The organism is Methylobacterium sp. D54C (genome assembly GCF_053345595.1).
In genome coordinates this window covers 1-11,399 of sequence record NZ_JBKFAK010000054.1, presented here as the reverse complement: position 1 = coordinate 11,399, position 11,399 = coordinate 1, and the positions used below count along the sequence as shown (strand labels likewise).

13 protein-coding genes and 2 tRNA genes are annotated in these 11,399 nt (G+C 66.3%); 4 read left to right on the top strand and 11 right to left on the bottom strand.

Going from position 1 to position 11,399, the window contains the following annotated elements; genetic code table 11:
- Positions 1–114: transposase domain-containing protein (locus tag ACLBYB_RS31910; protein WP_447699984.1), on the top strand; the 114-nt coding region annotated here is incomplete at its 5' end.
- A gap of 157 nt (positions 115–271) precedes the next feature.
- Here ACLBYB_RS31910 and ACLBYB_RS31905 read toward each other — a convergent pair.
- Positions 272–346, bottom strand: a tRNA-Thr gene (locus ACLBYB_RS31905).
- Between the two features lie 268 nt (positions 347–614).
- On the opposite strand from ACLBYB_RS31905, the gene ACLBYB_RS31900 reads away from it, so the two are divergent.
- Complete coding sequence (locus ACLBYB_RS31900) at positions 615–746, top strand: hypothetical protein (RefSeq protein ID WP_447683248.1); 132 nt, start codon at positions 615–617, stop codon at positions 744–746.
- 108 nt (positions 747–854) lie between these two features.
- Here ACLBYB_RS31900 and ACLBYB_RS31895 read toward each other — a convergent pair whose 3' ends face one another.
- The 9 genes from ACLBYB_RS31895 to ACLBYB_RS31855 form a co-directional block, all read right to left on the bottom strand.
- Complete coding sequence (locus tag ACLBYB_RS31895; RefSeq protein ID WP_447701255.1) at positions 855–2,045, bottom strand: acyltransferase family protein; 1,191 nt, start codon at positions 2,043–2,045, stop codon at positions 855–857.
- Positions 2,046–2,406: 361 nt separating this feature from the next.
- A complete protein-coding gene (locus tag ACLBYB_RS31890; RefSeq protein WP_447701254.1) occupies positions 2,407–3,006 on the bottom strand; it encodes a hypothetical protein in 600 nt (199 codons plus the stop codon).
- A 369-nt stretch (positions 3,007–3,375) separates the two neighbouring features.
- Positions 3,376–3,990, bottom strand: a complete 615-nt coding sequence (locus tag ACLBYB_RS31885) for a class I SAM-dependent methyltransferase (RefSeq protein ID WP_447701253.1) — start codon at positions 3,988–3,990, stop codon at positions 3,376–3,378.
- A 393-nt stretch (positions 3,991–4,383) separates the two neighbouring features.
- Positions 4,384–4,761, bottom strand: coding sequence for a hypothetical protein (locus tag ACLBYB_RS31880; protein WP_447701252.1), 378 nt, complete (start codon positions 4,759–4,761; stop codon positions 4,384–4,386).
- Positions 4,762–4,825: 64 nt separating this feature from the next.
- Positions 4,826–5,155 (bottom strand): hypothetical protein, encoded by a 330-nt coding sequence (locus ACLBYB_RS31875; RefSeq protein WP_091682827.1) that lies wholly within the window; start codon positions 5,153–5,155, stop codon positions 4,826–4,828.
- A 104-nt stretch (positions 5,156–5,259) separates the two neighbouring features.
- The gene (locus tag ACLBYB_RS31870; protein WP_007567202.1) at positions 5,260–5,625 is read right to left on the bottom strand and encodes a response regulator; all 366 of its coding nucleotides are present in this window, start codon (positions 5,623–5,625) and stop codon (positions 5,260–5,262) included.
- A gap of 163 nt (positions 5,626–5,788) precedes the next feature.
- The gene (gene hpt / locus ACLBYB_RS31865; RefSeq protein WP_447701251.1) at positions 5,789–6,355 is read right to left on the bottom strand and encodes a hypoxanthine phosphoribosyltransferase; all 567 of its coding nucleotides are present in this window, start codon (positions 6,353–6,355) and stop codon (positions 5,789–5,791) included.
- Between the two features lie 124 nt (positions 6,356–6,479).
- Entirely contained in the window at positions 6,480–6,848 is a 369-nt protein-coding gene (locus tag ACLBYB_RS31860; protein ID WP_020094393.1) for a hypothetical protein, read from the bottom strand.
- Between the two features lie 257 nt (positions 6,849–7,105).
- Positions 7,106–7,182, bottom strand: a tRNA-His gene (locus ACLBYB_RS31855).
- A gap of 221 nt (positions 7,183–7,403) precedes the next feature.
- Between ACLBYB_RS31855 and ACLBYB_RS31850 the strand changes: the two genes are divergently transcribed.
- Complete coding sequence (locus ACLBYB_RS31850; RefSeq protein ID WP_447701250.1) at positions 7,404–9,335, top strand: chloride channel protein; 1,932 nt, start codon at positions 7,404–7,406, stop codon at positions 9,333–9,335.
- 103 nt (positions 9,336–9,438) lie between these two features.
- Entirely contained in the window at positions 9,439–10,530 is a 1,092-nt protein-coding gene (locus ACLBYB_RS31845) for a tartrate dehydrogenase (RefSeq protein WP_447701249.1), read from the top strand.
- A 298-nt stretch (positions 10,531–10,828) separates the two neighbouring features.
- Here the strand turns inward: ACLBYB_RS31845 and ACLBYB_RS31840 are convergent.
- Positions 10,829–11,399, bottom strand: a 571-nt coding sequence (locus ACLBYB_RS31840; protein ID WP_447701248.1) for a transketolase C-terminal domain-containing protein, incomplete at its 5' end; no start/stop codon positions are given.

The window sequence follows — 11,399 nt, the reverse complement described above, 5'->3', positions numbered from 1 at the left end:
CAGGCCTACCTGACCGACGTCATCACCCGCATCGTCGCCGGCCATCCGCAGAGCCATATCGACGACTTGCTGCCCTGGGCCTACGCCCCGCAGCCCCTCAAAGCCGTGGCCTGAGAACGACGCTTACTGCCAAAATGTGACCGCCGCTCGCGCATCCCGTGCGGGCGGCAAAGGGCTGGCAAAACACTCCCGCTGTTACCCCCACTGTTACCCCAGCTGGGGAAAGAAGGTCTCAGCAGAGACAAAAGTAGGGCTAAGCCATTGAAGTATATGGTGCCGGCGGAGGGGATCGAACCCCCGACCTTCGGTTTACAAAACCGCTGCACTACCGCTGTGCTACACCGGCAGGCGCTCTGAAACCATTGAGAAAATTGGCGGTTTCGGTGCGTCAGACGCGCTTTTGACTACGTTTGGGGGCGCTTCGTCAAGGCACACATCTCGGCACGTTCCGTTCATCGTGCGTGCGCGCAACCCTTGGAGTGGGCCGAAGAAGGCCGGCGCCCGAGCGATGCGGGAGGCGGCATAGTTCACGGCTTGGGAGTGGATGGCCGCGGAACCCACGACTCGCCGAACTGCGCGAGACCACCGAGGTTACCGACTGGGCGATCCGCGCCGTGGTCGTCGCAGTGCTGGCCGATCGCGCCAGCGACACCCACCGGCGTCCAAAGGGTTGGCGCCGCGACGTCGCCGAGACGCTCCGCACCAACGCTCGCGCGGCCGAGGCGCTCATCACCGACAATGGTTGATTACAAGTCGGTTTTCTACGCCGTTATCTGAGTCAGCTGGGTGCTGAGTTCCGCTGATGGTCAGGATGGAACAAGTCCTAATGTTTGACCACGTTCAGCGTGAGGATGTCACTTATGTCCTCGGATCCGGCTACGAAGGCGGGAACTCAAGTCATTGAGAAAGTAACGTAGTTTTCCCAATCCCTTCAGGAACGGCCTCTCGACGAAAACTTCTGCCATGTAAGCAGGAGAAATTATTGCCGCAAAAGCAAATATGAAAACGAGTACTAGATAAATTATATTGTGTGGTCTGATCAAAACGATAAACGAAAACACTGTATAAATTACAGGAACATGGACTAAATATAGTGGGAACGATATAGCTCCAAGGAACGATCCTATTTTTCCAGAAAGCGCGCGATGTGCAGTAGGAGAGTTGATGTATCCGTATACAATCAAACCCGCGGCCATCGGGTATAGTATGCTGTCCTTTGTGCCCATTGCAAGAAATGCAGGGAGCCAGTCAAGTCCCAATATATTAGCTGCGTCACCACTCTGGGATCCAATGGCCAGGCCAAGAATCACCGCAAGCATTGGGAATCTAAAATTCAACTTTCCAACTGCCCACGCTTCTCGTAGATATATGCCCACAATAAAGCTTCCATACTCATATTTGCTTAGCGTATATATCAAGCATAAAAAAATGGATGTTATAATAATCCTGTCTCTTGCGCGCTTAAACAGGCAAACCAAGAAGCACAAAAGTGATCCAAATAGCTCAGGACGCATAGTCCACAGAACGTTATTGAAGTACGAACCACCTTTTGCAAATATATCAAAAACTCCGCTTCGAATGGCGACACTAAAACTTGGGATATCTCCCTGATAGGTCCAAAGAAGCCAGCGGCTATGCGTAATTTCATGGAGCGCGCTTGCTTCTGTAGGAAATATTTTCAACAATAGCCAACCGAAGCAAGTGCTTAACAGTGCCGGGTATGCTAAGCGTAGATATCTAATGATCACGTTGACCCATATAGGGTCTGGTCTGCGTATAGTGGCATTTATCAAAACAAATCCACTAAGAACAAAGAACACAGATACAGCAAATGCCCCATTCCATAGAACTGCCACTGGACTGTAGGATATCCATGATGCATTTGATTGCTGTTCTGGAACTAGAAATGGGACCAAGGCCGACATAAAGTGAAAAAGGACGACGATTAACGCGGCAAACCCCCGAAGTCCGTCAAGTTGGTTTAAGCGAGCGGTCTGCAATGGCTCATGTCCCACAAAACGTGCTGGTAGAGGGCGGCGCGACATCTGCGAACAACGGCGGGCCCGAAAACCCCATCCCATTAATGGACGGTCTTCTGCATAGCACTTGAGGGTTTCGAAATCGCTGAAAGAACTGACCAGTCAAGCCCTAGCGTACTCATATTTCTCGACTAGATTTCGCCACCAAGGGGCTGCTTCCGTATCAACTGCGGGCATCGCGAAATGCGGGCTCGAAGCTCCCGAAAGGGGCCTGGGCGGGCACGGGGTACATCCGCTTGTGTGTATCGCCGCCCGCCAGCGGATCTGCGAAAATCCACCCACAGCGGTCACCCAAGCATCCTGTTAAGGTTCAGGCGTAGGCGATTGGCAGTTCGCTCACCAGCGTCTTGTAGCGCGGCGCGCGATTCTACACCTTGGTGTTCCAGTCGCACCGGATCACCCACGCGGGCACCGCGGTGCTTCGGCTCCAGCGCGCGTTGCACGCGTCCAGCGCCACCATCAGCGGGGTCGCCCCGCCCGATCCGGCGCGCCGATCAGCGCCCGTGGGTCTTGTGACAGCGGCACGAGGTCGGTCGTGACGATCTCCGCCTTGCTGTAGCGTCATGGCCGCGCGCCAAGGCAGTGCCACCCTGTGCCGCACCGCCCTGATCGGCGCCAGCGTGTCCGAACTGTGCTCCGGCAGCTGCACCCGCGTCGACACCGAGCGCATCCGCTCGTCCCGGTCGTGCTCGCTCGTGTGGTAGAAGACCGTGACGTTGATCGGTTTCCAGTCCTTCGCGCCGCAGCTTCTCCCCGAATTGTTCAGCGTGCGCCGCCACCGCTTCCTCAAGCAGGGTTTGGTCGGGCCGAGGCCGATGGAGGTCGGGACCCCGATCCAGGCCCGCACCGTGGCGTGCTGGTGTTGCGCGCGCTCGACCTTCGAGCCCAGTGCCGCGTCCGACAGGTCGGGAAGCTCTCGTCGACCGGGCCGATCCCCATCTGCGCGGGCAGGGTTGGTCCGACCCAACGTATCCCCGTCGAGGGTGAAGTTCGTCGAGGGCGCCGCTCGCGCGAGCAGCAGGGGCTGTTGCCGTGGATCAGCGCCACGGCGCGGCCGCCGCCGATCCGGTCGGGGTGGCCTGGCCTCCGAGGGAGGGCTCGCCCGGATCGGCGGGCCGCCAGGTCAGCCCAGGCATCGTCCGGTACTCCGCGCGTTCGTATAGGAGCGTAGAAGGCCTCCGATGATTGCATCAACGCGAAGCCCGTTCGCCGTTGGATGCGCGCGAAATGCCGTATCGCTCACATATTCCCTGCCCGTCATTCCGTTCACCGCCGTGCGTATGCCGAGCGGTTGCCAATGTGTCAGAGGCGATGGCGATTTCCGGCGCGGATCCCGCTAGACCTCGAACCAGAAGCTGGCACCCTCGTCGCACATGCCCTCACAATGCATGTACTTGATCGGAGCGATAATGTCGGACGCGGGCTTATAGTAAAACATTATGGCAAGAATGTATTGCTCGTTCCAAAACAGCCTGTCGCAAACCTCGGGATACTCATATGGCAGATGGATGTCGTGCACATGCACGATCACGCCCGGCCGGAGAAGCGAGTAGATTCGCAGGAAGAAATGCGTCGTGTCGCTGCCATGGAACAGGAGATGGCTGGCATCCAGCATCAGCACATCACCATCCTTCAGCGATTGAAAGTAGGACGGGTCAACATCGAGAAGGCCGTCAGAAATCCACTTATCCGCAATGTCGCGGACGCTTGAGCGCGGATTGGGGTCGATGCACTCGATCTTGGTGTCGAGCTTGTACTTGCCGATTGCGCGGCGAGCGAATTTCGTACTGTTGCCGTTTCCGACCTCGACATACCGGGCCGGCTTGCGTGTGGCGAGAACAGTCGTCAGGGCCAATGCGTCGCCGTAGCTGAAGTAGCCGTTCGGCAGGAACGGTGTCCGGCCGTCGAGGTCGCGGTCAGCGACGTCCGATAAATCGGCGAATTGCTTCATGTCGTCGGCGAACGTTCTGAAGTGCCGGCTCTTGCGCTCGATGCGTTCGCGCAGCCAGGAATATGGCCTTCGATTCAACTCAGTTTTGACAACGTAGTCGCCGTCGAGAGAGCAGCTAGGCCCGGATTTCGATATCCGGGCATGAGCACTCGTCCATTGGTGTAATGCGGCACCAACGTATGGGCGCCCTGGAACATTTCGAGCGTTGGATGTGAAATCTTATCAATAGTTTCGCTAGTCGGCACAGGCGAACCGGTTCAGACCCGCCGCCACCGCGTGGGAGGGCGTTGAGAACGGAAGGTGGCGGGGCGCGCGAGACAGATACTCGGTTCGCAGAAACGGCGTATAAGCGCCGCTCAATCCGAGCCGCGCCAGGATCTGCGCGGCCGGCCCTCAATGGCCCGAGCGGCGGATCAGGCTCTTGAGGCGCTGGTCGGCGGTGTCGAGGCGGTCAGCGATGCCGCGCCGGATGCATTTGCCGACGGAATCGCCGGCGTAGAACCCGACCGTCTGGTCCTGGTTGCGGCAGGACTGGACCGGCGGCCACGCCACCACGCCCGCCACGACCAGCAGCACGACCAGGCAGTCGACGACGAGCCAGCCCTTCCAGCCGAGCCGGAAGCCGCGATGCCGCTCGGGCGCCCGGTTCCGGCGCGGGGTGCGGTGCGCGCCGTCCGGGCCGACCCGCGCCATGCGAGCGCGGAACTGGGCCTCCTCGAGGGCGTCGGAGGCGCGGCCGGACGAGGCCGGGAGGAGCGGGCGGGTGGACATGGCGGCCTCGCGGAGGTCGGTTCGGAGCGGATCGGCGGAGCGCGGAAGGGCCTTGAGCGGGCGCTCAGTCGATGAGCCGCTTCAGGAGCGCGAGGTTGTCCTGGATCGACAGGACGTTGCCGAGCATCTCGGTACGGGCGCAGGCCCCGGCTCCGACAAGACCGAGCCAGCCCGCCGCCGGGCGGGCGCTGCAATCCGCGAAGCTGCCGTACAGGAACAGCCCGGCCGGCACCGCGAGGAGGGCGAGCTTCGTCGGAGAGAAGAGCCGGCCGACGACGCCTCTGCGCGGCCGCCGCGCGTCGCGGTCGTCGTCCCAGTCCGTGTCGTCCGGCTCCCAGCCGTAGCGGTCCGCCTGGTACGCCGCCGCGTCGATGTCCCGGTCCCGGCGATACATGGCGTTCCGTGCTCGGTCTGATCAGTCGGACCGAAGATGCCACGCTTTCGTGAAGCTCAACCTAAGAGCAATGTTTAAGTTCTTCTGAACCGGTCTCGCCCGGCTCAGGCGGCGAGCGCACGCCTCACCGTGGCGCGCAGATCCGCCAGGGAGAAGGGCTTGGTCAGCACGTCGGTGACGATGGCGTCGAGCCCGCGCGCGCGCTCGCGCTGATCGGCGAAGCCGGTCATCAGCAGGATGGTCAGGTCGGGGAAATCGCGCTTGGCGGCGAGGGCCAGCGCGATGCCGTCCATGAGCGGCATGCGGATGTCGGTGAGCATCAGGTCGAAGCCGCCGTCGGCCTCGTTGAGGCGGTCGAGCCCGTCGCTGCCGTCGTTGGCCGTGACGACCGCGTGCCCGTCGATCTCGAGCCCCCGCTTCAGGAAGCCCCGGACGGTCTCTTCGTCATCCACCAGGAGGATGCGCGCCATGTGGTCCCGTAACCGTCCCCGAAATCCGCGCGCGCCGCGTCGCGACGCCGCGCGCGCCCAAATACCGACAGACGCAGACGAATTCTCCGTCTGTCAAGTCGTCGCAGGCTGAATTGTCCCGCGGGTCGCGGCCCGCGGCGAAAATGCCGCGCCGCGGGCATGGTCAGGCGTCGAACAGGTCCGGGGCGCCGTCCCCGTAATCGACCACGCCCACGAAGGGCAGCTGGCGGAAGGCGTGGGCGGCATCCATCCCGTAGCCGACGACGAACACGTCGGGGCAGGTGAAGCCGACGAAATCCGCGTCGATCGTCACGGCGCGCTTGCCGGGCTTCTCCAGCAGCACCGCGGTGAGGACGCGCCGGGCGCCGCGGGCCATCAGCAGGTCCTTGGCGAAGACGACGGTCCGGCCCGATTCCAGGATGTCGTCCACGAGCAGCACGTCCCGCCCGCGCACCTCGCTCTGTACGTCGCGCAGGATCTCGACCTGCCCGCTGGAGACCGTCCCGGTGCGGTAGCTCGACAGGTGCACGAACTCGACCTGCGGGGCGAGACCCACCCGGTGCAGCGACCGGAGCAGGTCGGCCGCGAACATGAAGCTGCCCTTGAGCACCGCCACGACGAGGAGGTTCTCGGGCTGCGCGGCGAGGATCTCGCGGGCGAGCTCGTCGTTGCGCTTGGCGATGGCCGCCTCGTCGAACAGGGTGCGGACGCGCCGTTCAGGGATGCTCATCTCTCGTGTCCCGAAGCCCGTTGGCGCGGCGGCGCCCGCCGCCACGCTCGGGAACGGTCTTAGCGTCCCGGGCGCACGCGGGGAACTCCGGATCCGCCAGATGGTCCGGCGCCGTCGACGCGGGTCAGCCTTCGGCCGCCTGCCGGAACGGTCGGAGCAAGCGGGTGAGCCCGCGCCGGCGCGCCGGCCGGGCCGCACGCCGCGCCGCGGCCAAGTCCGGTTCCGGCCCCGCACCGATCCCGTCGGCGTCGTCCCCGTCGACCGCATCCTCGTCGTCCGGCTCCACGTGCCGGACCTGCTCGAGGACGTCCGTCACGATGCGCGGGATGGGCCGCGCGTGCTCTTCCAGGAGCAGCGAGGCTGTCCAGAGGCGACTCGCGTTCGCGAGGGGCAGCTTCCCCTGTGTCAGGCGCTCCATCAGCATCCGGTCGGCGAGCGAGGCCGCGAGGTCGCTCACGATCTCGAGCTGATCCTGCTGTGTCGTGCTCTTCATGGCAGTCTTCACGCTAACGAAAATAGTCTTCTCCCAAACGGGACGGTATGCGAGCAAATTTGGCGATTCTATAACGTGCGTGAGCATTGGAGCGGCCGCCTGGGTACAGGCCGGCTCCGGCGCGAGGAGCGGTCCCGTCAATTCCGATCGGGGCGGGGTGAGGGTTCGGGCTGGCCCTGATACGGCGCGGTGCCATCCGCGCACAAGCAAAAGGGGCTGGCGATCCGCCAACCCCTCGCGCTGTCGAGCTGAATGGATGGTACCACCGCCCCGGCTCGAACGGGGGACCCCCAGATCCACAATCTGGTGCTCTAACCAACTGAGCTACGGCGGCACTGGCGCGGGGTGTATCGTGGGCCGCGGCAGTTTTCAAGGCGATGCGTGCACGGGATTTGGACTTCGTGGACAGCGCCGTCCGGGCCCTCCGCGCCGGGGCCGGCCACGCTCCCGAGGCACCCCCCGTTTGCAACGGGCTCGGCCCCGGCTGTAACTGCGACGGCGGGGCCGACGCGTCGGCCGCGCCGATCGGGCGGACCGGAGGCGAGAGGGCGGACCGTGAGCGCGCGACAGCCATCGGGCGCCGCCGGCGGGGGCAGGGCGCCCGGCGACGGATCGGCCGACGTCCCGGCCCGGCGGCCCGTCAGGCCGGCGCGGAGGCCCCGTCGGCGCTGGACCGGGATCGGGCTCGTCCAGGCCCCCGGGCGGCTCCGCAGCCTCGTCCGACGGAGCGAGGGCGGCCTCGTCGCCCTCGCGACCCTGGTGGGCTGCGTCGCCGGCGTGGCGGTGTCCGCCATGACCTGGATCACCCAGACCCTGCGCGAGCATCTCTACCAGCTGCCCGCGGGGGCGCGCCTCAGCGCCGTCGACGCCGTGCCGCCGGCGCTCCTGCTCGTGGGCCCGTGCCTCGGGGGCGCCGTCCTCGGCCTGCTGATCGTCGCCGCCAACTACGTCCGCGGCCCGCGCAAGCGCCCGGCCATCGACCCGATCGAGGCCAACGCCCTGCACGGCGGCCGCATGTCCCTGCGCGACAGCCTCTACCTCGCGCTCCAGAACGTCATCTCGAACGGGTCCGGCGCCTCGGTGGGTCTGGAAGCCGGCTACACACAGATCGCCTCAGGCCTCGCCTCGCGCCTGGGCATCGCCTTCGAAGTGCGACGCAGCGACCTGCGCACCCTGGTCGGCTGCGGCGCGGCCGGGGCGATCGCGGCCGGCTTCGGGGCGCCGCTCGCCGGCGCGTTCTACGCCTTCGAGTTGATCATTGGCACCTACTCGATCGCCACGCTGACGCCCGTGGTCGTCGCGGCGCTGTGCGGCAACCTGATCTCGCGCGCCCTGATCGAGGCGCAGCCGCTCGTCGATCTAGGCGACATGCAGGCGGTCACGACCTCGCACGTCACCAGCCTCGAGATCCTGCCGAGCCTCGCCCTCGGGCTGTTCTGCGCGGGCCTCGGGATCCTGATCATGCGCGGGGTCACGCTGGTCGAGCGCCTCGTCCAGGCCTCCGGCGTGCCGCGGGTGGCGGCGCCCGCCTTCGGGGGTCTGTGCGTCGGCGCACTGGCGCTGCTCGCGACGCCGCAGGTGCTCTCGGGCGGCCACGGCGCCCTGCACATGCACTTCGCCGCCGAGGGGCAGGGGCACGGCATCGCGGTCCTGGCCGGGCTGTTCGCCGCCAAAGCCACGGCCTCGGCGATCTCGATCGGCTCGGGCTTCCGCGGCGGCCTGTTCTTCGCGTCGCTGTTCCTCGGGGCCATCGCCGGCAAGCTGTTCGCCGCCCTCGCCCCCGTGCTGGTGCCGCCGCTGGCGGATTTCGGCCTGACGCCGCTCGCCTACGCGGTGATCGGCATGAGCGCCCTGGCGGTGGCGGTCATCGGCGGCCCGCTCACCATGACGTTCCTGGCCCTGGAGGTCACCGGCAGCCTGCCGATCACCGGCGTCGTGCTGGCGGCGGTGATCGCGTCTTCCCTCACCGTGCGCAAGACCTTCGGCTACTCCTTCGCCACGTGGCGCTTCCACCTGCGCGGCGAGAGCATCCGCAGCCCCCACGACGTCGGCTGGATCCGCTCGCTCACGGTCGGCCGGCTGATGCGCCGCAATCCCGGCACCGTGGCCCTGGACACGCCGCTGCACACCTTCCTGCGCGCCCATCCCCTCGGCTCGCCCTCCCGGGTGATCGCCGTGGACGGGGCTGGGCGCTACGCCGGCATCCTGAACGTGCCCGAGACGCACGCGGCCGCCCGGGATTCCGGCGCCGACGCGCAGCCGGTCCTCGCCGACCTGCTCCTGCACGCGGACGATTTCCTGACGCCGGGGATGAACGCCAAGGACGCCGCGGCCGCCTTCGACCGGACCGAGAGCGAGGCGCTCGCGGTCGTCGAGAGCGCCGAGAGCCGGAAGGTGCTGGGCCTGCTCACCGAGAGCCACACGCTCAAGCGCTACAGCGAGGAGCTCGACCGCCAGCGCCGGGCGATGGCGGGCGAAACCGACTGATTGTCAGGCCGGGGTGTTGACCCGACACCGGCGCGGACCAATCACCTGACGCCGACGACCCGGGCCCCGCGGAGGCCCGCACTTCGGAACGCGTGGAGGATTCATGGCCGCCCCAGAGAACAGCCAGCAGCGTCGCTACCGCATCGCGGTGATCCCCGGCGACGGCATCGGCAAGGAGGTGGTGCCGGAGGGCGTGCGCGTGCTGGAGCAGGCGGCCAAGCGGCACGGCTTCGGCCTCCAGCTCGACTGGTTCGATTTCGCCAGCTGCGACTATTACGAGCAGCACGGCCGGATGATGCCGGAGGACTGGAAGGCGCGGATCGAGACCCACGACGCGATCTATTTCGGCGCCGTCGGCATGCCCGAGCGCGTGCCCGACCATATCTCGCTCTGGGGCTCGCTGATCCTGTTCCGGCGGGAATTCGACCAGTACGCGAACCTGCGCCCGGTGCGGCTGATGCCGGGGGTGAAGTGCCCGCTCGCCGACCGCAAGCCCGGCGACATCGACTTCTGGGTGGTCCGGGAGAACACCGAGGGCGAGTACTCGAACGCGGGCGGCCGGATGTTCGCCGGCACCGACCGGGAGTTCGCCCTGCAGGAGACGATCATGACCCGGCACGGGACGGACCGGATCCTCAGGTTCGCGTTCGAACTGGCCCAGAAGCGCCCGAAGAAGCACCTGACCTCGGCCACGAAGTCGAACGGCATCTCGATCACCATGCCGTACTGGGACGAGCGGGTGAAGGCGGTGGCCGAGGCCTACCCGGACGTCCGGTGGGACCAGTACCACATCGACATCCTGACCGCGCATTTCGTCCTGAACCCGGACCGGTTCGACGTGGTGGTGGCCTCCAACCTGTTCGGCGACATCCTGTCGGATCTCGGGCCCGCCTGCACGGGCACGATCGGCATCGCGCCGTCGGGCAACATCAACCCGGAACGGGTGCACCCGTCGGTGTTCGAGCCGGTCCACGGCTCGGCGCCGGACATCGCCGGCCAGGGGATCGCCAACCCGATCGGCCAGATCTGGTCGGGGGCGATGATGCTGGAGCATCTCAGCGAGCACGCGGCGGCGGCCGAGATCGTCGGCGGGATCGAGCGGGTGCTGTCCGAGCGGACGCTGCGCACCCGCGACCTCGGCGGCAACGCCGACACGCAGGCCTGCGGCAAGGCGGTCGCGCAGGCTTTGGGGTAGGAGCGATTTCGACCGGACCCGCAGAGATCTCCGGAGATCGCACGACCTCCGGAAGGCTCCTTCGAGGCCCGTGCCACGCTCCGGCACCTCGGAATGAGACGGGATGCCGTCTCCGTCTGGGGGCCTCGGTCAGCGTGTCGGCTCCGTCATCACGAGCGGAGCGAAGTGACCCGGGGGTTGGCGCGACGCCGGTGAGCGCCGCGCTGCCCTGGTTCGCTTGGCTCCGCTCGCGAGGACGGCGGTCCGAACACATCGACAGGGAACGGAGCGAGCGCGGGAGACCGCGCTCTCTGCGGCGTCAGCGCGGGCGGCGGCGCACGCTCACCACGTTGCTCGCCGGCTCGGCCTTGCCGGTCTCCGCCGGCAGGGTGTCGAGGGCGGTCTTGACGATGGTCTTGGCGTCGAGGCCCGCCTCGGCGTACATCTTCTCCGGGCTGTCGTGGTCCTGGTAGGCGTCCGGCAGCGTCATCGTCCGCACCCGCACCCCGCCCGCGTCCAGAGCGCCCCGCTCGGCCAGCAGGTGCAGCACCATCGCGCCGAACCCGCCCCGCGAGCCCTCCTCGATCGTGATCAGCACCTCGTGGTCGCGCGCGAGCTCCAGGATCAGCGCCTCGTCCAGCGGCTTGGCGAACCGCGCGTCCGCAACCGTCACCGCCACGCCCTGCTCGGCCAGCGTGTCGGCCGCCTTCAAGGCCTCCGACAGCCGCGTGCCGAGCGACAGGAGCGCCACACGCGCCTCCGCGTCGCGCCGCACCACCCGGCCCTTGCCGATCGCCAGCGCCTCGCCCCGCTCCGGAAGCTCGACGCCCACACCCTCGCCGCGCGGGTAGCGCAGCGCGATCGGGCCCGTGTCGTGCGCGTGGGCGGTC

Excerpts from the sequence above, each read along its gene's own strand:
- ACLBYB_RS31845 (WP_447701249.1), top strand. The coding sequence starts at position 9,439 with ATGGCCGCCCCAGAGAACAGCCAGCAGCGTCGCTACCGCATCGCGGTG.
- ACLBYB_RS31880 (WP_447701252.1), bottom strand. The coding sequence starts at position 4,761 with ATGTCCACCCGCCCGCTCCTCCCGGCCTCGTCCGGCCGCGCCTCCGAC.
- ACLBYB_RS31870 (WP_007567202.1), bottom strand. The coding sequence starts at position 5,625 with ATGGCGCGCATCCTCCTGGTGGATGACGAAGAGACCGTCCGGGGCTTC.
- ACLBYB_RS31895 (WP_447701255.1), bottom strand. The coding sequence starts at position 2,045 with ATGTCGCGCCGCCCTCTACCAGCACGTTTTGTGGGACATGAGCCATTG.
- hpt (WP_447701251.1), bottom strand. The coding sequence starts at position 6,355 with ATGAGCATCCCTGAACGGCGCGTCCGCACCCTGTTCGACGAGGCGGCC.
- ACLBYB_RS31860 (WP_020094393.1), bottom strand. The coding sequence starts at position 6,848 with ATGAAGAGCACGACACAGCAGGATCAGCTCGAGATCGTGAGCGACCTC.
- ACLBYB_RS31875 (WP_091682827.1), bottom strand. The coding sequence starts at position 5,155 with ATGTATCGCCGGGACCGGGACATCGACGCGGCGGCGTACCAGGCGGAC.
- ACLBYB_RS31885 (WP_447701253.1), bottom strand. The coding sequence starts at position 3,990 with ATGAAGCAATTCGCCGATTTATCGGACGTCGCTGACCGCGACCTCGAC.